Source organism: Nocardia neocaledoniensis (assembly GCF_029868625.1).
Taxonomy (GTDB): domain Bacteria; phylum Actinomycetota; class Actinomycetes; order Mycobacteriales; family Mycobacteriaceae; genus Nocardia; species Nocardia neocaledoniensis_A.
Window position 1 is genome coordinate 1 of record NZ_JARWOJ010000020.1, and the last position, 20,406, is coordinate 20,406.

The following is a 20,406-nucleotide window of genomic DNA, read 5'->3' on the forward strand; positions in this document are numbered from 1 at the left end:
GGGGCTGGTGCGGACTGCGTAGCGGAACATGCCCGAGAGCACGATGCGCCCGGTGCGCATGTTCGAAGGCCCCCTGGCTTTTCCGACGTCGGTGAGGAAGGTTTCGACCGCGGAAGTGGTGACTTCGAACAGGCGCCGGTCACCGAAGGCGGTGTTGAACATTTTGGCGACTTCGTCGTAGCGGGCGATGGTGGATTCGGTGCGGTCTTGTGCGATGAGGCTTGCCCGGTACCGGACCCACAGGTCGCGCACGGTCATGGATGTGGACAGTTCGCCGCTGAGGCCGACGGTGATGACGGCAGCAGCGGCCATGACGGCGTCGAGTGCTCGTTGGCCGGTGCGGTCGGGGATCGGGCGGTTGCGGGAGTCGAGTTTGGTAGGGGAGACACGGATGAGGTCGCGTCGTTTTCCGGAGGAGTCACGGACCCGGACACGCGCTTTCCAGTACCCGGGAGCGAGTTCGGTGAGCATCGGTTTGCCCGGGACACCAAGGGGCCGAGGTGGTCTCCCGCGTGTCATCGGTGCGCTGGCGTGGTTGGGGGTGGGGTCGGCTGTTTACGGTGGGGTGTGGCACGTGAATTCCTCTCCAAATCTGTGGATTTCGCGACGAGGCTGGCGGTGCTCGGCGCTCCGGTGCGGCGTTGATTCGCGAAGAGTCGATACGCGAATGTAGCCATCGATGGGGGCATTCGACGCTGGTAGCCGCGCCGGTGCGCGTGGTCGGCCTCCCCGGGAAGACATGGCGGGCCGAGGCGTTCAACGTGACTGATGTGGATGTGGCTTTGGAAACATGTGACGATGCCGGTCAGGCCATTAGCTGCCGGAGTTGTTCGACGACAAGAGATAACCATGTCCGCGACCGGATGGATGCCGACATGTGCCGCATCGAGGTCGCGGATCGTTATCCCGACAGCCACGACGGCACGGTTGCCCGCAACCGTGGCGAACAGGACGCCGACGGCGTCTGCAACAGCCAAGCTGCCCGGAGCAGGTCGACCATCGTCGACGACTCGATGCGTAAACTCCCCTGCCCGCGCAGCAGTAGCCGACTGTGCAGAAACCTCAGACACTTGCCGTGCGTGAATCCTCGGCGGTTCGGTCCCTCGTCGGGTCTTCACCCCCCCGACAACGTCGGTTCCCGCGGCGCCAGTAGCGGGATTGGTCTGGGCTGGTTCCTGATCTCTTCGGAAACGATCGTTCACCGAACACCGTGGCGGCGACCGACAGCCGACCTCGGACTCGCAGGATTGAGTGTTCGAGAACCCGTTCGGCGACATCGGCCCGAACGAACTCGGACTCCGGCCCCTACATGAGCACGGGATTGTCCGGGTCGATGCCGGCTTCCTCGAGGACCCTGCGGGTGGAGATGATCCGGTGGAGCTCGCCGGTGGGCAGCGGCTGCCAGATCTGGTCGACGTGGCCGCGGTCGACATCGTCGCACAGTTGTTGACACTCGGCTCCGAGACTGGTGTGGTCGCAGCGTGCGTGCTGGTCGACGTAGAGCCGACTAGTGCCGTTGGGTCCGTAGACGAGGATCGCACAGGCCAGACTGAACTCCCGGTAGGGCTCAGGGAGCAGATCTAGGAAGCTGACAGGAACTTCGGTCCAGGGCAACACTGTGCCGATTAAAGGTGGGAGTGGAGGCAAGGCGGCCCCGCGCTCCGGTGGGGCGAACTCGACCACGAGGCGCCCGCCGTCCTTGCCTGGTACGAGTTCCCAAGCGAATGGCTCGGTCGGAGCGAAACCCGGAATCTGGAGTGGGATCCGACTCGCCTCGCGCGCGTGTAGCGCGGGGACCAGCAGCGGGGGAATGTTGATCGGGAGATGGATGAGTGCGATCTTGCCGCCCGACGCCTGATCGAGCACGCCTGCCACCGTGAGACCGTCCAGCGAATCTGTAGCGGTGCCGAACGCGGCAATCACCGCAGTAGCCTGCCCCGGTGGAGCTGCGGGAATCTTGACGACCGAGGATGACAGCGAGCCGTCGGGTGTTTGCCGCAGTTCGGACTCTGGGAACCAAAGACATAGGGCCGCACGCCAATTGCCCACGATCGGAACCTGAGGGATCTCCCACCGGTCCGTGGTGTACTGGTCGCCCGGCCTCATCGCGGCACGGGCCTTCTCGATGTGGCCGAGCTGAGCGTAGTTGCTGCTGTGGAGGCTGAACTTGAACTCTCCGGCGCGCGCTCGAGGCGTCATATACAGCTCGTCGGTGACCTTTTTGCCGCTGCCGGTCCACACCCGCCACTCCGCCGATCGGCGACCGTCCGGCGCGACGACCACGAACCGCACGGTGTTCTGCGGCCGCTCAAGTTTAGTCATGCCGACACCAACGAACCTCGAGCCGGAGTCGTTCCGCAGCCAATCTGTGGCCGCCGCACTGGGGCACACGCAGAGTCGATTGCGCGCCGAGACGTAGGTGGAGCCTTGGCTGTACCTCTGTGTGCGTCAGGCCGACACGTGGTCATTAGGGTTCGGGCCGCTTGAGCACTTCGAACACCCGCATTACACCCTGGCCGCATGAGCGAACCGGTATTGCGCGAGCCTCCGCTGTTTGTAGTCGAGCACGCCCAGCAGCTGCTGATGCACCTGGACACGCTGCGGTATGGATCCACCGCGACTCGTTGCTCAAGCTGACGTCGTCGTCGCGGCCGAACACGTGTGATCAGCGCCTCTGGTGGTGGGGGCGTGCGAATACGTCCGACTCAACGTGGGAAGTTCCCTATCCGGCGAGGTATCGCCATCGCTCGCTGCGGAGGACCGTAGGATCGATGCCAACGGGTTCCGGCAGAAGGGAGGGCTATGGCTGGCCTAGGAGAACACATCACCGCGATGGTCCGCAACCACGCTGCCGGCGACGATGCTGCGTTTTATTCCGTCGCATTGCAGATCGCTGCGCGCGAGGCACGGCAGGGACACCACGTCCTTGCCACCAACATCAAGCAAGCTGTCGACGCGTCGCGTGAACGAGCGCCGCTGGCGAACGTCACAGCGCTTCCTCGAGCTCGTGGCGAGTTGGCGGAACTAGTCGAGGTATCGCATCCTCAAGTACACCTACGTGAGCTGGTGGCACCATCGGAACGAACTGCTCAGATCAAGCAGTTGCTTGCTGAGCAGCGTCAGCGAAAGAACCTACTTGAGCATGGGTTCGCACCATCGCATCGCTTGCTTCTAGTGGGCCCGCCGGGAACAGGAAAGACGATGACCGCATCGGTGATCGCCACCGAGCTGTCTCTTCCGATGTACACCGTTCGTCTCGACGGCTTGCTCAGCAAGTTCATGGGCGAGACCGCTGCGAAGCTACGCACCGTGTTCGACGCCGTCGCTGTAGAACGCGGCGTCTACCTCTTCGACGAGTTCGATGCGCTCGGCGCGGACCGCTCAGGGAACGACGTCGGTGAAGCCCGCCGGATACTAAACTCCTTCCTTGTATTCCTCGAGAAATCTAGCCCTGAGTCGATCGTGATCGCGGCAACGAACCACCGATCCATCCTCGACAAAGCACTGTTTCGACGTTTCGACGCGGTCCTGGACTACACACTGCCGGACTCTCGGCAGGCTATTGCGGTGATGCGCGCCCGCCTCGGCTCACTGGTCGAGAGGGCAAGCCTGAACAAACTTGGCGAGTACACAGATGGTCTCAGTCATGCAGATCTGGTAAAGGCTGCAGAATCGGCGGCCAAAGCGGTTCTCATGCGAGGCGAGGCGATGGTGGAGCGCGACGATCTCATCGCAGCACTCAATGCGCGGCGATCGGCCACCATTGGCTGACCGGGACCAGCCACTCGAGCATCTCTACGTCCAAGGACACGCGACAGCTGAGCGCTTCGACCGCTACTCCGGACACGGCGGTGGTGGCGGATTCAAGCGCCGACCGGTCGATCGCGGTGCTCACGGAGCTGCGCGAAAACAGGAACTAACCGATGCGTTCGATGAACTCGATGGCGAACGTGAGGACTTCGAGCTTTCCTACGATGAACTCGCGTCACAAGGAACGATCATCGTCCTCGAGGGTGAAGGCGCGTCCTACCCGCTGAAGCTCGAGTCTTTGAACCGAATGACTGGTCACCAGAAGACTCCCAAACAGCCTCGCTGGCTATTGCTTTCGGTAAGACCAGCAACACTGGATGCTCCCGAGCGGGCGACGGTTTGGGTGTCGGACGCGCATCGCGCCGCGTTTATGAAACTGTTCGAGGACTACCTCAACGGCGAACCTACCAGGACTGGGCAACCACCGAACCAAGACCTCGTCGCCAACATCTCGCGAATCCGCAAAGCGATTCTCGCCGATCTGTGGACCTCTGAGGGCGAACCACCGTTGAAAGGCCAGCATTGGTGGGAGCTTTGGCTCGACACCTCGAGTGGCGACATCGAAACTATCAACGGGTTCGTGAACGCTTACAACCTTCGGATGCTGCCTCGGTCGATCCAGTTACGCGACCGCTTCGTGGTGTGGGTAGAGGCTAGCTGGAGCCAACTCGAACCGCTGCCGTTTACGCTCGTTCCACTAGCGGAAATTCGCAAGCCCGAGTTCATCGAAGCAATCGAGGACCTACCCGTAGATGAGCAGGACGAATACGTTCATGACCTGGTCGAACGCCTAAGTACGGCCGACGGAAGCGCTCCGGCGGTGTGTCACCTGGACACCGGTGTGTTGCGTAGCCATGTGCTGATCGAAGCGTCGCTCGCATCGGAGGACCTGCACACCATCATCGGCCTGTCGGGAGCGGACATGGATCCGCGGGGGCATGGCACCTCGATGGCCGGCCTCGCGCTTTTCGGTGATCGGTTGGACGCGGCACTGCAGAGCAGCGACCCTGTTCAGCTTCGGCACCGCCTGGAGTCTGTGCGAATGAAACCGGGCCCAGACGAGGCGCAAATCGATCCGTTGGACTACGGAAGCGCCACGGTCCAAGCAGTCGCTCTCCCGGAAGTCACCGCTGGGAGGAGGCGTGTGTTCGCCCTCACACTGAGTACCAAGCCCGACAACCCCGGAGACCCGACGCTCTGGTCCGCGGCCGTCGATGCTCTCGCGGTCGGCACTGACACTGCACGAGACGGTGATCGTTTCCGCCTCATCTCGGAGCCGGATCCCGACCTTGCGCGTCTCATAGTCGTCGCTGCTGGCAACGTCGACTCCTATGCCAAGGAACATGATGTCAACTCCGACCTTGCTGCGATCGAGGATCCCGCGCAGGCATGGAACGCGTTGACGGTTGGTGCGTTCACCAACCTGACCGAAGCACCGCAACATCCTCAGTACGCAGGTTGGACGCCACTGGCGGAGGCTGGGGGGCTGTCACCCCATAGTCGAACGTCGATGTTGTTTCGACACCGTAGCGCACCCATCAAGCCTGACATCTGTATGGAGGGCGGCAACGTCCTGACCGACGGCGCCCAGATGTTCGAACCCAAACTCCCGGTTCTGTCCCTACCGTCCACCGGGACCACCAGCAACGTCGCTCTGGCCTCGGCGAACGCCACCAGCGCCGCAACGGCCCAAGCGGCGCGTCTCGCTGCTCTCGCGATGGAGCGCTACCCCGACTACTGGCCGGAGTCCATCAGAGGCCTCCTTACTCATGAGGCCGACTGGACGCCGACGATGGTTCGTAGGGTACAGGCCGATAGGCTCAAAAACACCCGCCTCGAACAACTACGGCGCTACGGCTGGGGGGTCCCGACAGAGGACTCGGTTCTCAACTCATCGCGGCGGGCGGTCACGCTGGTCACCCAGGACCAGTTCGTGCCATTCGATGGCACCAGCTACGCGATGCGGCGTTTTCGGCTACACACACTCCCGTGGCCGACTGAGGCCCTCGAAGAACTCGGGTCTGCGCCGGTCCGGCTCCGGATCACGCTGTCGTACTTCATCGAGCCGTCAGCATCGCGACGCGGATGGCGGCAGCGATACGCCTACCCGTCCCACACGCTTCGGTTCGACATGCAAGGAGAGCTGGAGACTCGTCAGCAGTTCGTCGATCGGATCAACCGCGATGCCCAATCCCAGGAAGATGGTAGGGCCGGCGCAGGAACAACCTCCGATAGGTGGTTCCTCGGGGAACGTCAGCGCCATCTCGGGTCGCTGCACCAAGATGAGTGGCACGGCACAGGAAGTCAGCTCGCGCGATGCAATTCAGTGGCCGTCTACCCTGCCGGCGGATGGTGGAAGAACAACAAGCGGAGCGACCGTATTGACATGCCAGTCCGCTACTCGCTGATCCTGTCCCTCAGGACGCCCGAACAAAGAATCGACTTGTACACGCCAATTGCGACCCAACTGCATGTTCCCATCGAGACCGAGATCGTCGTGGAGTGAGATCCCGTCCAGAACCCATCGAGAGGCATCGTTGCGGGCGTGATCTTGGCCCTCTCCGGCCTAGAGACCTTTCGCCCGTTGACTGCTTATGTCGTGCGGCATGGGGCTGAGGTGATTTCGCGGCAGGCCTGAGTCGAGGATCTCGATGTCGAAGCAGGCGCGGGGCAGTGCGTCCTGGCGCGCATCCGGGCGCCGGTATCCCGGACGATGCCAGTGTCGGGAACGGTTCAGCACCCCGGATATCGGCCCGTGTCAGTCTCGCCTCGGAGGTGTTCGCAGCTTTCCTGCCCGTCAACAACGAAATTGGTACCTACTCGGGCCAGATGACCTGCCCGAGCAGGTGGTCCGGGGCGATCACGACGACGGCCTTTTCTGCGAGATGCTTCGCAGTGTTTGTGCGGCGGCCGCGGAGGTATGAGCGCACCGCTTCAACTGGATCGGTATCGATTGGGCAGTCGAGGTCCTTGCCGAGGAAGTCGACGCGGCGTCCGGACTTCCCGATGTCTTCAGGGTGGCGTCCGAGCTCGGACAGCCCGAAATCTCCGGTCTTTCTCCGTCGTGGCGGGTACTTCTGCTCAGGATGCTTGGCGTAGAAGGTGAACACGTCGAGGTCCTTCACGCCGTTCTCGCCGTCGATCCAGTGCAGTGCGCCACCTTGGCACAGTGCGGTCAGGAGTACTCGATCTCGGAATACGCGCAGGTGGGGATAATGCCGCATCAGTTCGACGTGGTCCTCGTGCGCCAGCTCGGCCAGGCGGCGGAGGTGAGCTTCTGTCAGTGGTTCGTAGGAGCGCTCACTGACATCGTCGTAGGTCATGCCGCGACTGTAGGACGATCGCCGCAGGATGAATGGGTTCTCCGGCGCGGCGGGTGGAGGGCGGGGATCCCACTAAGTCACCACTAATTCGGCTGGACACGCCGTTGTCGATAGTTGTACAGAGTTGTCGATGGTTGTCGTAGAGGAGCCTGTTTACCCAGGTAGAGATGCTGATCTGGTAGTCGAGAGTTGTCCAGCGTTGCTCATAGTTGCCGGTTCTGCACGCTCCGAGAAGGTCAGGGGTTCGATTCCCCTTAGCTCCACGCTTGGCGGCTCATGCTCATGGAGAGCATGAGCCGTTTTTCGTGTTCCGCGTGTTTTGTGGGGGTGCAACCCTCACACCCCGCCCGGCGGGCTTCGCCCCCGGACCCCCAGTCGGTGGTTGCATGGGTGAGGTTGCTTGCGATCCTGAGGTCCGCGGTGGGGTCGAGTCCGCGGTTGGTGTCGGCTGTGGAATTTTCGATACGCCGACGATATCCGTCGGGCCCTACCATCGAGCGTGCCTGACTCCGGCCATCGCACCTGCTGCGGTGCCGTGGCCGGGTCGTCGCGCATTCGGGCGATCCGCGGGGGCGAGGAACGATTCGGTTGCTGTGGGGGAGGACGGGGATGGCTCAGGGAGTACCGGCGTACGACGCGCAGGAATTGCTCGAGCGGGTGCGCACGGCCGCGCGGAGCACCGATCTGGGGGCGCATCGGGAGGGCTTCGCGCGCACGCTTCCCAGGGTTCAGGGATGGATGCTGATGAGTGGGCTCGTGGCGGCGGTGCTCACCGTGATCGCCGTGGCGCTGACCAGTGAATTGCTCACCCGCACAGACCAAACCGGCGGCAAGCTCGGCAATGTGATCGGCCTGGTGGTCGTGGTGCCGCTCGCGCTGGTGTTCGGGATCGGGTCCGTGGGGTCCTTGGGCATGGGACTGTTCGGGCCCGCCACGTCCAGGGCGGTTCGGCTGGATCTCTATGACCGCGGCCTGGTGTTCACGGACAACGGCGTGGCACACGCCGTGCGTTATGACACGACCGTGATCTATCAGGAACTGGTGCGGCATCTGCTGTCCGGGAAGACCACCCACGACTACACCTTGCTCGATGTGGACGGCAAAGAGATACGGCTGCAGGACTATTCGCAAGGTGGGTTGCCCAACGCCGCCCGGTGGGGCGCGGTCGTCCAGCAGTGTGTGACGGCCGCTCAGCTACCGATCTGGACCGAGAAGGTGAACCGGGGAGTCACTGTCGCCTTCGGTGATCTGTGGCTGACACAGTACGAGTTCGGCGCCGGTGCGAAGTCTGTCCGGTGGTCCCAGGTGCGCCGGCTCACGGTGCTCAGCGGGGATCTGCGCGTGCACGCGGACGGGCGCGTCTTCGCGTTGACCAATACGCCGGTCCGCAAGATCCCGAACTTCTACGTGTTCCTCGCCGTGGCCGAGTGGCTGATCGCGGGCGATCTCCGGCCGGGCGGTCGCCGCGCGGCGCCGCCGGCACCGAGCTCGACGACGGTCGTACCGGACGAGCTCCACGTCTTGCTCACCATGGTGATGGGCAACAAGCACACCGCCGAGCGGCTGATCGCCTACGAGGCGGAACGACTTCCCGGCGAGGACCGCGCGGCGTGGATCGCGAAAGCCGTCGAACGCTTGCGGCGAGATCGGGAAAGACAGGGTTGATTCCGGAGCCGCATCCGTCGGGTGCCGATGATTTTCGGGTGAGGCTGTCGTCGGTATCTGTGGAGCCGATGGACAGGAGTTCGGGATGGATTCGGTGCGGGTGAACGGTGTCGAGTTGGGGACGGAGAGTTTCGGGCGGGCGGATGATCCGCTGGTGGTGCTGATCGGGGGCACCACGATGTTGTCGTGGCCCGACGCGTTGTGCGCGCGGCTCGCCTCGGGTGGGCGGCGGGTGGTGCGGTACGACCTGCGTGACTCGGGAGCGTCGACCACCCTCGATCCGGAGCACCCCGAGTACGACCTGCGGGATCTCGCCGCGGACGCGGTCGCGCTGGTCGACGCGCTCGGGGCGAGGACTGCCCACATCGGTGGGATCGGGGTCGGTGGGATGGTCGCGCAGGTCGCCGCGCTGGACCATCCGGGCACGGTGGCGGCACTGACGCTCGTCGGTACCAGGGCGGTGGCGCCGGGACCGGTGGACGAGGACCTGCCCGACCACGACCACGCGGTCATGGGCGAGTTGTTCGCGCACCCGATGCCGGATTGGGCCGACCGGGCGGCGGTCGCGGAATTCGCCGCCGCCGGGGCCGAACTGCTCGGCGACGATCCGGCGGAGGCGCGGGCGACGGCCGCCCGGATCTGGGATCGCACCCCGTCGAGTGATCCGGCGGTGCACGAGGCGAACCAGCTGGGCATGGTGTTCTCCCGGATCGACTGCGCCCCACGCTGGCGCGAACGACTCGGTGAACTCGACGTCCCCACCCTCGTGGTGCACGGCCGCGCCGACCCGTTCTTCCCGGTCGGCAACGCGGAGGCCCTCGCCGCCGAGATCCCCGGCGCCCGGCTCCTCGTCCTCGACGACATGGGCACCGCCCTGCGCGCCGCCTCGGCCGATCAGGTCGCCGCCGCCATGCTCGCCCTGTGACGCGGGTGCGTGTTCCGGATCATGACCCGCACCGGGCGTCGGCGACGGTCCGTTGGTTCGGTAGTACGGACGACACGGCCCGGCCGGACGTCAGGTGACGGTCAGGTCGTGCTGTGTGGCGTAGGCGTTGCGGCAACCGCGTGAGCAGAATCCGATGGTCTCGCCGGCATGGTCGAGGGTGATCGCGTTCGGGTTGTCGGTGACCGTCATGCCGCAGATCGGGTCGAGGAGTTTGCCCTCGGGGACGGTGTAGTCGCCCGCGGCGAGCAGGGCTTGGAAGTCGGCGGTGAGGTAGGCCATCACGCCGTCGCCGTCGGTGGACCTGCCGTCGAGGCCGATGCGACCGTTGGCGATGCCGACGACATTGATCCACAGGTCACCGCCCACGCGGGTCCAGCCGCGCGCTCGGTCGACGCGGCGGACGGCGGCGCGGACGGTGCCCATCATGTGCGCGCCCGATTCGTCGCACCAGTCCTCGGGCAGGGTGATGGTGGCGATCACCGGCGGCGCCGACGACGCGTCGACCGGGCCGTCGCCGGTGTGCCAGTCGCGCAGCTCCCGGAACGCGACGTGTGTCATCCGCCTTGCTCGCCGCATTGTCGCCTCGGGCGCGTCGTCGGTGCTGGTCAGCGACTTGACAATGGCGGCGGCGATGGCGTTGTGGTCCGCGGCGGTGTAGGTGTCGGCCGGGTGCGAGATCTCGATGAGGAACATCGTTCCATCGTGGATTTCGGTGGGCGCGCGGTCGATTACGCCGGAGGTAAGACGCGGCCGAACCCTAGAGTGGCGGGATGGGTGAGCAGTTGAGGGTGGGACCGCTGGTGCGGCAATGGCGGGAGCGCAGGCGGCGCACCCAGCTGGAACTGTCGCTGGCCGCGGGGCTGTCGGCGCGGCACCTCAGCTTCATCGAAACCGGCCGGGCCGTGCCGAGCCGCGAGATGATCGAGCGCCTGTGCGACGAACTCGATGTGCCGTTGCGGGCCAGGAACCACCTCTATCTGGGTGCCGGGTACGCGCCGGTGCACACCGAACGGCCACTGCGCGACCTCGGCCGGGTGCGGACGGCGGTCGAAGCGGTGCTGGCGGGCCACGAGCCGAATCCGGCCGTCGTGGTCGACGCGCGCTGGGACCTGTTGTCCGCCAACCGAACCATGTCGGGCTTCCTGGCCGCGGTGCCGGCGCGACTGCGCGAACCGCGCCTGAACATGCTGCGCGCCACCCTGCATCCGGACGGTCTCGCCGGGCAGATCCGCAATCACGCGCAGTGGCGGCGGCACACCCTGCGGCGGGTGCGCCGTCAGCTCGACCGCACCGCCGACCCGGCGCTGGCCGACCTGCTCGCCGAGCTGGAGAGTTACCCGGCCGCCGCCGACCCGGGCGAACTCGTCGGCGACTTCGACGCCGACCTGTGTACCCCGATGCTCCTCGACACCGAGGCGGGGCCGATGTCACTGCTCTACGCCGTCACCGTCTTCGGCTCCCCGCGCGACGTGACTATGGACGAGATCGCCGTCGAGATGTTCTTCGCCGCCGACGAGCGCACCCGCCGGATCCTGGCCGAGATGTCCGATCTCACCGGCGCGGAAGGACATTCGCGCGGGGACGGCCCCGCGATCCGGCGCCGCGGTGCACAGGCGCGTTAGCCGCCCGTGGCGCGGTCTCGGTCGAGGCGGTCGCCGAAGTGTTCGAGCAGGCGGCGGAGTTCGCCGGAGAGGCGCTGGTAGTCCCCCGGCGAGTAGTCGGGGAGCAGTTCGGCCTCCTTGGCCAGGTGTGCCCGGAACACCTGGTCGACCACCTCGAGCCCGTGCGCGGTGAGCCGCACGCGGATCGAGCGGCGGTCGTTGGTGTCGCGAATGCGTTCGACGAGGTCCTTGGCCTCCATGCGATCGATCCGGTTGGTGACCGTGCTGGAGGTGATCATGGCCGCCTCGAGCAGCGCGCCGGGTGTCAGCTCGTACGGTGGGCCGGACCGGCGCAGCGTGGTGAGGACGTCGAACTCCCACACCTCGAGGCCGTGCGCGGCGTAGACCTCCTTGAGCGCGCGGTCCAGCAGCCGCGAGAGCCGCTGCACCCGGCCGACGATCGCGACCGGCCACAGGTCCTCGGCCAGCTCGGGTGCCTCCTGCCGCCACAGATCCATGATCACATCGACGGTATCGCTCATCTGTCCTCCCTCTCGGTCTGCCGCCGAGCGTATCTCGATGTCGAGAATTCGCCGTGCTCAGCGGCGGGCACGCAGGACCGTCAGCGCGATGACGGTGCTGAGCGCGGCGGCGATTGCGCAGACCAGGCCGACAGCGTTGAGACCGCTGGTGTAGGCCTGGCGCGCGGCATCGACGACACCGCTCGCCAGCTCGGCGGGCAGGGCTCGCGCCGCGACCTCGGCGTTCTCGATGCTGGTGGCCGCCGCGCCGGCGACCTCGGCCGACAGCCCGTCCGGTGGATCGAAGGCGCCGGTGTAGACCGCTGAGCCGAGACTGCCCAGGGTGGCGATGCCGAGGGCGATGCCGAGATCGCCGCTGATCGAGGCGAGCGCGGCCGCCGAGCCGCTGCGCTCCGGTGGCACCGCGCCGACGACGAGGTTGGTGCCGAGTGCGCTGAAGGCGCCGACGCTGGTGAAGATCAGGATGAAACCCGCGATCAGCATCGGCAGCCCGCCCACCGGTTCGACCAGGGTGAGCAGCAGATACCCCACCGCGCCGACCAGCAGGGCGCCACCGAGGACGGCGCCCGTGGGAAACCGGCGGGTCAGCACCGGGGCCAGTTGGGCGGCCACGATCGAGGCGAGCACCGCGGGGATCATCCACAGCCCGGCGGTCAGTGGCGACAGCCCATGGACGAACTGGAGGAATCCGGTGATGAACAGGTAGGCGCCGCCGTTGCCGAACATCGAGACGAGCTGGATCACCAGCGCCGCGGTGAACGCGGCGATGCCGAACAGCCGCAGGTCGAGCAGCGGGCTGGTCAGCCGCCGCTGGCGGCGCACGAACACCGCGCCGAGGCCGAGACCGAGCACGACGGCCAGGATCGGCCCGGCTCCGAGACCGTATCTGGCCGCCTCTTTCACCCCGAAGACCAGCGACAGGACCGCGACCAGGGACAGCGCCACGCTGAGCAGGTCGATGCGCCCGGCGGCCGGATCGCGGTACTCGGGCAGCACCAGCGGGCCCGCGATCAACAGCACGAGCATCACCGGCACGCCGAGCAGGAACACCGAACCCCACCAGAAGTGTTCGAGGAGCACGCCGCCGACGACCGGCCCCAGCGCCGTGCCGCCCATGAAGCAGCCGGCCCACACCGCGATGGCGCCCGCCCGCTGGTTCGGGTCGCGGAACAAGGTACTGATCAGCGCGAGGGTGGAGGGCATCAGCGTGGCGGCCGCGATCCCGAGCAGGGCCCTGGCCAGGATCAACGCCTCCGCGCTAGGCGCGAAGGCCGCCGCGACCGAGGTGAGGACGACGGCGACCGCGCCGATGTGCAGCAGTTTGCGGCGCCCGATCCGGTCACCGAGGGTGCCCATCGTGATCAGGAATCCGGCGATCATGAAGCCGTAGACGTCCATGATCCACAACGTCTGGGTTCCGGTGGGCCGCAGGCCTTCCGCGAGGTGCGGGAGCGCGAGGTAGAGCACGCTCTGGTCGATCGCGATCAGCAGGGTCGGGAGGGCGAGCACGGCGAGGCCGAGCCATTGCCGGGCTCCGGCGGTGGCTGGGCTCGGTTCGATGATGGTGGTGGACATGGCGTTTCCTCACTGGTGCCGGGTGGCGATCCGGCGGGCCAGCGCGCCGGTCAGTTCGAGCAGCAGGGTCTGGGTGTAGTCGTCGGTCAGGGTGCCCGCCTCGTCGAAGCGCTCGTGCGCCTGGAAGACGATCACCTCGGGCTTGGCGAGCACGTCGGCGCCGACGCTGCCGAGGATCTGGCGCAGCGCCAGCTGCGCGCGGACCGAACCGAGCGGGCCGGGCGAGGCGCCGACGATGGCGGTGGGCTTACCGGCGATCTCGGCGCCGTCGGGCATCCGGCTCAGCCAGTCGATCGCGTTCTTCAGCGCGGCCGGAATCGAGGCATTGTGTTCGGGCGTGGCGATCAGCAGCGCGTCGGCGCGCAGCACGCGCTGGTGCAGTTCGCGCACCGCGGACGGAAGCTCGCCCGACTCGAGATCCTGGTTGTAGAGCGGCAGTTCGCCGAGGCCGGGGTACAGGTCGATGCGCACCGTGCCCGCGCCGAGCTCGGCGGCGGCCCGCAGCAGCGCGGTGTTGTAGGAATCAGCGCGCAGGCTGCCCGAGAGCGCGAGAACGCGGAATTCCGGTGCGGTGGTGGTCATGTGGTGCTCCTGTTCATCGATTGGCCCACGACGAGCGCGACGAGGGCGATGGCGAAACCCGTGATCTGCCACGGGCCGAGGGTCTGGTGGAAGAGCAGAAATCCGGCGACGGTGGCCACCAGCGGATTGACGGCGGTCAGCAGCGACACCGAGGTGGCGGGCAGCCGTTGCACGCCGCGAAACCACAGCGCGTAGGCGAGGACGGTGGCGACGAGCCCGATGTAGGCGTAACCGAGCAGGTTGGTCGCGGTGAGCGTCGGCGGGCGGCCCTCGACGACGAGAGCCAGTGGCAGCAGCATCAGCCCGCCGAGGGCGAGCTGCCAGCCCGCCATGGTCAGCGCCGGAACCGGCGAGCCCCACTTCTTGCCGAGCACGATCGCGGTGGCGATCAGCGCGGTCGCGGCCAGCATGGCGGCGATGCCGAGCGGATCGGGCAGCACCGGTCCCGCGCCCGCCATCACCGTGACGCCGAGCGCGACCGACAGGCTGGCCAGCACGACCGCCCGCGGCGTGCGCACCCCGAGCAGCGGCACCGACAGCGCCGCGACGATGAGCGGCTGCACCGAGCCGAGCGCGGCGGCGATCCCGCCCGGCAGCCGGTAGGCCGCCACGAACACCAGCGGGAAGAACGCGCCGAAGTTGAGTACGGCCAGCACGGTGGCCCGCCACCACCAGGCGCCGCGGGGCAGCGTCCGCGCGAACGCCACGATCAGCAATCCCGCGGGCAGCGCCCGCACGGTGGCCGCGAGCAGCGGACGATCGGGTGGCAGCAAAGTCGTTGCGGCGTAGACGGTTCCGAAGCTCGCCGGGGCGACAGCGGTGAGCAGCGCGTCGCGCATCCGCCCGCCGCCGGCGCGCGGGGTGGCCGGTGTGGTGGCGATGGTGACCATGTCCCTCCCTCCCTTAATCTCGATATCGAGATAGTTGCAGAGCAACAATAGCGATGTCAAGTATCTCGATGTCGAGAAAGATGGCCGAGGGGCATGTCAGTGCGGTGTCAGTCGGATGTCAGGCGCACCGGCGACGGTGATCGCCATGAACAGCACAGCGATCGCGGCCTCGGGGCTGCGGAAGGCATACGGGGACAAGACGGTTCTCGACGGTATCGACCTCACCGTCGACGCGGGCGCCATCTTCGCGCTGCTCGGTCCCAACGGCGCGGGCAAGACGACCACCGTGCACGTCCTGACCACCCTGCTGAAAGCCGACGGCGGCACGGTCCGGGTGGCAGGCCACGATCTCGCGACCGAGACCAAGGCGGTCCGCGCGGCGATCGGCGTCACCGGCCAATTCGCCGCGGTGGACGCCCTGCTCACCGGCGAGGAGAACCTGAAACTCATGGCCGACCTGCACCGCCTGCGCGGCCGGGAAGGCAAGCGGGTGGTCGCGGAACTGCTGGAACGATTCGACCTTGTCGAGTCGGCGCGCAAGCAGGCCGCGAGCTACTCGGGCGGCATGCGCCGCAAGCTCGATCTGGCGATGACCCTGGTGACCAAACCGGAGATCGTGTTCCTCGACGAACCGACCACCGGGCTCGACCCGCGCAGCCGCCGCACCATGTGGGAGATCGTGCGGGAGCTCACCGCCGACGGCGTCACCATCTTCCTCACCACCCAGTACCTCGAGGAAGCCGATCAGCTGGCCGACAAGATCGCGGTCCTGGACCAGGGCCGCATCGTCGCCGAGGGCACCGCCGACGAGCTCAAGCGCCGCATTCCCGGCAGCCACCTCCGGCTGCGGTTCACCGACCCCACCGCCGTCGCCGCCGCGGCCACGGTCCTGCCCGGCGCCACCGCCGACACGGAGACGCTGACGGTGCGCGTGCCCGGCGACAGCGGCACGAAAACCCTGCGCGCCCTGCTGGATCGGCTCTACGCCCACTCGATCGAGGCCGACGAGGTCTCCATCCACACCCCTGATCTCGATGACGTCTTTCTCGCCCTCACCGGGCACGCCACCACGGAGGCCGAAGCACGATGACCACGAACGCCTTGTCCGCCGCCCTGGTCGATTCGTCGATCATGTTGCGCCGCAACTTCACCCACATCACCCGTAGCCCGATCACCATCTTCAACGCCGCGCTGATGCCCGTGATGATGATGCTGATCTTCGTCTACGTCTTCGGTGACGCGTTCGACGTCGGCGAGAACTACATCGACTACGCGGTGCCCGGCATGCTCATGCTGGCCGTGAGCTACGGCCTGTCCGGGACCGCGGTCGCCGTGAGTTCGGACATGACCACCGGGGTGATCAACCGGTTCAAGGTCATGGACGTCTCCCGAGGCGCCGTGCTCACCGGGCACGTCGTGGCGGGCATGCTGACCAACGTCGTCGCCATCGCCGCTGTCCTCGGCGTCGGTTTCGCACTGGGGTTCCGTTCGCCGGCGACCACCCTGGACTGGCTCGGCGCCCTCGGTGTCCTGGTGGCCACGGCGTTCGCGGCCGCCTGGCTCACCGTCGCGCTCGGGATGTCGGCGAAGACGCCGGAAGCCGCGGGGATGTCGGTGGTGCCGCTGATCATGCTGCCCTTCCTGAGCAGCGCGATCGTGCCCGCCGAGAAGATGGGACCCGGCGTTCGCCAGTTCGCCGAGTATCAGCCGTTCACGCCGATCATCGAGGCCGTGCGCGGCTTCCTCGCCGGAAACCCGTCCGGCAGTCACACGGCGGCGGCGCTGGCCTGGTGCACCGGGTTCGCCGTTCTCGGTTACGTGTGGTCGCGCGCCACGTTCACCCGGCGAGCGTGAGTGCGGCCAGCTCCGGTCCGTTCGTCCGCGTCCCCGTCCGCAGCGCCTCGGTGAAGTCCGCTTCGCCGAGGCGCTCTCGTGTCCGCTCCTCGATGCGGGTCGCGTCGGGGAGTGAACGGTCGGGCAGGCCGCGGGTCGCGGTGGCGGCCGCGAGCAGGCGCGCGGCGTGCTCGTACCGGTCGGCGCGCAGGGCCAGGTCGGCGATGCCGACGAGGATCTGGGCGAGCAGCGGCGCGTGGCCCGCGGTCGCCGCCGCGCGCAAGGCGATGCCGTGGTGTTCGCGCGCCTCGTCGAGTTCACCGGCGAGGTAGCCGAGCAGGTCGTGCATCATGGCGGTGACGGTCGGTTGCTCGGCATCGGCGCCGAGGAGGGTCCGGGCGAGTTCGATCCGGTCGCGCGCCAGCTCGGTGTCACCGTTCCATCTGGCCAGCTCCGCGCCGATCAGGGCGACCTCGGCCAGTGAGGTCGGCCAGCCCGACTGGTCCGCGCACCGCTGCGCCTCCGCCAGCGCGCCCGCGCTGGCCTCGGCATCGTCGAGCAGCCAGTACAGCTGGGCCTGCCGCGCGCGCATGCGGACCAGATCCTCGAGGGCGCCGACCTCGGTGACCACCGCGATGCCCTCCTCGAAAAGCTCGACCGCCGTGGCGAATTCGCCGCGCATGGCCGTCCGGTTCGCCAGCTCGGTGAGCGCCAGGGACGTGCCCCAGCGTTCGCCGATGGCGCGGAACTCGGTGAGTGCCTGCTCGAGATGGTCGTCGGCCTCGGACCCGTCGTGACCGAGGACCGTGCGCAGCTTTCCCAGTTGCAGCCGGGCCAGGGCCCGCACCCACGGATCGTCGTCGGTGAGCAGCGATTCGAAGGCGGGCAGGTACTCGCCGGGACCGCGCAGCATCCGTTCCAGCGCGCCACTGAACCGCAGCGCCGGATGACCGCTCGTAGTGGCGCGGCCGTGGTGATACGCCCGATGGATCCAGTCCTCGACGCTGTGCTCGTCATTGCGGCCCGCGGTGAGGAAGTGCACCACCAGCCCGTAGACCGTGCCCCGGGTCTCGTCGTCCACCTCGCCGGGCACCGCGGCCGCCGCCAGCACGAATTCCGTGCCCTCGGCCTTGTAGCCGGCCAGCCACCAGTACCAGCCCGCGGCGGCCGCCAGCCGCATCGCCGCGGCGGCGTCCGCGCCCGCGAGCGCGCCGCGCATGGCCGTGGCGATGTTGTCGTGCTCGGCACCGAGCACGGCCAGCCAGGTCAGCTGCTCGGCCCGGCGCAGGTGCGGTTCGGCGGTGGCGGCCAGTTCGGTGAAGTACGCCAGGTGTGCGCGGCGTGCGGACTCGGTCTCGCCCGCCTCGTCGAGCCGGGCGGCCGCGTACTGCTTGATGGTCTCGAGCATGCGGTAGCGCGGGTTCTCGTCCTCGGTCACCACCAGCAGCGACTTCTCGGCCAGCGCGGTGAGCAGGTCGAGCACCTCCCATTGCTCGACGGAGGTGTCGTCGGCGCAGATCCGTTCGGCCGCTTCGAGATTCGCGCCACCGGCGCACACCGAGAGTCGGCGCAGCACCGCCTTCTCGGCGTCGGTGAGCAGCTCCCAGCTCCAGTCGACCACCGCGCGCAGCGTGCGATGCTGCGCGATGGCGGTGCGGCTGCCGCCGGTGAGCAGGCGGAACCGGTCGTCGAGGCGATGCGCGAGCTGATCCGGCGACAGTGTGCGCAGGCGGGCCGCGGCCAGTTCGATCGCCAGCGGGATCCCGTCCAGCGCCCGGCAGATGCGGGCCATGGTCGCGAGGGTGGCGGTGTCGGTCGCGAGATCCTTGCGGACCGCCCCCGCCCGGTCGCGCAACAGGGCGACGGCGGGTGACGACTCGATCTCACCGGGCTCGGCGTCCGCGGCGGGCACGGCCAGCGGCTCGACCTGCCACAGCGCCTCGCCTGTGATACCGAGCGGTTCCCGGCTGGTCGCGAGGATCCGCAGCCGCCTGCACTCGCCGAGCAGACGGTGGGCGAAGGTGGCCACCGTGTCGATGACGTGCTCGCAGTTGTCGAGGATCAGCAGCGTCTCGCGGTCGCGGATCGCGGCGACGAGCCGGTCCATCGGATCGGTGCTCGCGGCCTCGCCGTGCAGCGCGTCGCGCAGGCCGAGCGCGGCGAACGCGGTCTGGGCCAGGTCGCCACCGCTGTCGGTGGCCGCCAGTTCCACGAGCCAGACGCCGTCGGGCAGGTCGGCCAGCATGGTCCGGGCGGTCTCCACCGCGAGGCGGGTCTTGCCGGAGCCGCCGGGGCCGGTGACGGTGGTGAGCCGGTGCGCGGCGATGAGCTCGCGGACGGCGGCGATATCGGCGCGCTTGCCGACATAGCTGGTCAGCTCCGCGCGCAGGTTCGTCGTGCGCTCGGTGGGGCGCGCGCCGATCTCCCCGCGCAGCAGCGCCACGTGCAGATCGGACAGCTCCGGTGACGGGTCGACACCCAGTTCGTCGGCCAGTGCCTCCCTCGCGTTCTGGTACACCACCAGCGCCTCGGCGCCACGACCCGCGGCGCCGAGCGCCCGCATCAGCGCCGCGACCAGCCGTTCCCGCACCGGATGCTCGGCCACGAGATCGGTGAGCTCGGCGACCAGCCCGGCGCCGCGCCCCAACCGGATCTCGGCCTCGTAGCAGTCCTCGGTGGCGGCCAGGCGCAGCGCGTCGAAGCGCGCGATGACCGCGTCGAAGGTCTCGTTCTCGCCCACGTCCTGCAGCGGCGCGCCGCGCCACAGTCCCATCGCCTCGCGCAGCAGCTCGGCCTGGTGCGCGTCGTCGCCGCCGCGGGCCCGGTCCAGGAGTTGTTCGAAGCGCACCGCGTCGACCGCGCCGGGCTCCACGGCGAGCTGGTAGCCGCCCGCCCGCACCTCGATCGCTCCGTCGGGCAGCAGCCGGCGCAGCCGGGAAACCAAGGCCTGCAGGGCGTTCGCCGCGTCGGCAGGCGGCTGCTCGCCCCAGATCAGATCGACAAGTCGCGACTTGGCGATCGCGCGTCCCGGCTCGAGCGCCAGGGCGATCAGCAGTGTCCGCAGGCGAGCGCCCGGTATCGCTATCGACCCACCGTCCTGCGTTCGGATCTCCAGCGGTCCAAGCATTCCGATCTGCACCCGGCCCATTGTGCCCTGCACGTCAACGGCGGGCACGCCGTGGTGGACAGCTGTCCGAGTACGGCGGACGCGGTGTCAGCGGGAGCGTCAGGTTCGTGTCAGGCCGGTATCAGCGGGCCCGGCGACAGTAGTGCCATCAACCGAACAGCACCCACCGAGGAGCCCCCGATGTACACCTTCCCGACCGCCGCCCCGATCGCCGTCTCCCTCGATGTCCTGTCCGCGGGCGTCACCGTCATCGCGTCCGACCGCGGCGACGCGGTCGTGGGGGTCGCGCCCGCCCCCCCCCGCCAGAAGGCCGCCGGGCGCGCCGCCGCGCAGACCGTGGTCGACATAGCCGGCGGCGGCCTCACGGGGGTCACCCCGGTGGGCCCGCCGGGGGCTAGGCCTACCCGGGGCGGCGGGGGGGGGCGCCGGGGGGCTTTTTGGCGGGGGGGGGGGGGGGCTCCCCCCACGACCGCGTCGCCGCGGTCGGACGCGATGACGGTGACGCCCGCGGA

At 67.9% G+C, this 20,406-nt stretch carries 15 protein-coding genes and 2 pseudogenes; 8 read left to right on the forward strand and 9 right to left on the reverse strand.

What is annotated here, in order from left to right; genetic code table 11:
* Nucleotides 1-471 (reverse strand): annotated as a pseudogene (locus QH270_RS00515) (site-specific integrase); the annotation flags it as partial.
* An 834-nt stretch (nucleotides 472-1,305) separates the two neighbouring features.
* On the reverse strand, nucleotides 1,306-2,322 hold the full coding sequence (locus QH270_RS00520; RefSeq protein ID WP_280298183.1) for a hypothetical protein: 1,017 nt from the start codon (nucleotides 2,320-2,322) through the stop codon (nucleotides 1,306-1,308).
* A 480-nt stretch (nucleotides 2,323-2,802) separates the two neighbouring features.
* Between QH270_RS00520 and QH270_RS00525 the strand changes: the two genes are divergently transcribed.
* Complete coding sequence (locus QH270_RS00525) at nucleotides 2,803-3,771, forward strand: AAA family ATPase (RefSeq protein WP_022566726.1); 969 nt, start codon at nucleotides 2,803-2,805, stop codon at nucleotides 3,769-3,771.
* Complete coding sequence (locus tag QH270_RS00530) at nucleotides 3,743-6,316, forward strand: S8 family peptidase (protein WP_022566727.1); 2,574 nt, start codon at nucleotides 3,743-3,745, stop codon at nucleotides 6,314-6,316. Before QH270_RS00525 ends, QH270_RS00530 begins: the two co-directional genes overlap by 29 nt.
* 310 nt (nucleotides 6,317-6,626) lie before the next feature.
* On the opposite strand, the gene QH270_RS00535 is transcribed toward QH270_RS00530, so the two are convergent.
* Nucleotides 6,627-7,133 carry a hypothetical protein gene (locus QH270_RS00535; protein WP_019047704.1) on the reverse strand — a complete coding sequence of 169 codons (507 nt, stop codon included), beginning with the start codon at nucleotides 7,131-7,133 and terminating at the stop codon, nucleotides 6,627-6,629.
* Nucleotides 7,134-7,742: 609 nt separating this feature from the next.
* On the opposite strand from QH270_RS00535, the gene QH270_RS00540 reads away from it, so the two are divergent.
* Together QH270_RS00540 and QH270_RS00545 are read left to right on the forward strand one after the other, a co-directional pair.
* Nucleotides 7,743-8,798 (forward strand): DUF6585 family protein, encoded by a 1,056-nt coding sequence (locus QH270_RS00540; protein WP_280338371.1) that lies wholly within the window; start codon nucleotides 7,743-7,745, stop codon nucleotides 8,796-8,798.
* A gap of 85 nt (nucleotides 8,799-8,883) precedes the next feature.
* Nucleotides 8,884-9,723: an alpha/beta fold hydrolase gene (locus QH270_RS00545; RefSeq protein WP_280338372.1), complete on the forward strand. Its 840-nt coding sequence runs from the start codon at nucleotides 8,884-8,886 to the stop codon at nucleotides 9,721-9,723.
* 90 nt (nucleotides 9,724-9,813) lie between these two features.
* Here QH270_RS00545 and QH270_RS00550 read toward each other — a convergent pair whose 3' ends face one another.
* The gene (locus QH270_RS00550; RefSeq protein ID WP_280338373.1) at nucleotides 9,814-10,437 is read right to left on the reverse strand and encodes a hypothetical protein; all 624 of its coding nucleotides are present in this window, start codon (nucleotides 10,435-10,437) and stop codon (nucleotides 9,814-9,816) included.
* Between the two features lie 77 nt (nucleotides 10,438-10,514).
* On the opposite strand from QH270_RS00550, the gene QH270_RS00555 reads away from it, so the two are divergent.
* Nucleotides 10,515-11,366, forward strand: a complete 852-nt coding sequence (locus tag QH270_RS00555; RefSeq protein ID WP_280338374.1) for a helix-turn-helix domain-containing protein — start codon at nucleotides 10,515-10,517, stop codon at nucleotides 11,364-11,366.
* Here the strand turns inward: QH270_RS00555 and QH270_RS00560 are convergent.
* Genes QH270_RS00560 through QH270_RS00575 form a run of 4 tightly spaced genes read right to left on the reverse strand, consistent with a single transcriptional unit; the run spans nucleotide 11,363 to nucleotide 14,934 of the window.
* Nucleotides 11,363-11,887: a MarR family winged helix-turn-helix transcriptional regulator gene (locus QH270_RS00560; protein WP_280338375.1), complete on the reverse strand. Its 525-nt coding sequence runs from the start codon at nucleotides 11,885-11,887 to the stop codon at nucleotides 11,363-11,365. The two genes, QH270_RS00555 and QH270_RS00560, sit on opposite strands and share 4 nt — an antisense overlap.
* A gap of 57 nt (nucleotides 11,888-11,944) precedes the next feature.
* A complete protein-coding gene (locus QH270_RS00565) occupies nucleotides 11,945-13,462 on the reverse strand; it encodes an MFS transporter (RefSeq protein WP_280338376.1) in 1,518 nt (505 codons plus the stop codon).
* 9 nt (nucleotides 13,463-13,471) lie between these two features.
* Nucleotides 13,472-14,044 carry an NADPH-dependent FMN reductase gene (locus QH270_RS00570; protein WP_280338377.1) on the reverse strand — a complete coding sequence of 191 codons (573 nt, stop codon included), beginning with the start codon at nucleotides 14,042-14,044 and terminating at the stop codon, nucleotides 13,472-13,474.
* The gene (locus tag QH270_RS00575) at nucleotides 14,041-14,934 is read right to left on the reverse strand and encodes an EamA family transporter (protein WP_280338378.1); all 894 of its coding nucleotides are present in this window, start codon (nucleotides 14,932-14,934) and stop codon (nucleotides 14,041-14,043) included. Before QH270_RS00575 ends, QH270_RS00570 begins: the two co-directional genes overlap by 4 nt.
* 145 nt (nucleotides 14,935-15,079) lie before the next feature.
* Here QH270_RS00575 and QH270_RS00580 point away from each other — a divergent pair, with 145 nt between their 5' ends.
* Nucleotides 15,080-16,024 (forward strand): ATP-binding cassette domain-containing protein, encoded by a 945-nt coding sequence (locus QH270_RS00580; RefSeq protein WP_280338379.1) that lies wholly within the window; start codon nucleotides 15,080-15,082, stop codon nucleotides 16,022-16,024.
* Nucleotides 16,021-16,788, forward strand: a complete 768-nt coding sequence (locus QH270_RS00585) for an ABC transporter permease (RefSeq protein WP_280338380.1) — start codon at nucleotides 16,021-16,023, stop codon at nucleotides 16,786-16,788. The genes QH270_RS00580 and QH270_RS00585 overlap by 4 nt, the downstream gene beginning before the upstream one ends.
* On the opposite strand, the gene QH270_RS00590 is transcribed toward QH270_RS00585, so the two are convergent.
* A complete protein-coding gene (locus QH270_RS00590; RefSeq protein WP_280338381.1) occupies nucleotides 16,772-19,915 on the reverse strand; it encodes a BTAD domain-containing putative transcriptional regulator in 3,144 nt (1,047 codons plus the stop codon). The two genes, QH270_RS00585 and QH270_RS00590, sit on opposite strands and share 17 nt — an antisense overlap.
* A 159-nt stretch (nucleotides 19,916-20,074) precedes the next feature.
* Here QH270_RS00590 and QH270_RS00595 point away from each other — a divergent pair.
* Nucleotides 20,075-20,406, forward strand: a pseudogene (locus QH270_RS00595) (hypothetical protein); the annotation flags it as partial.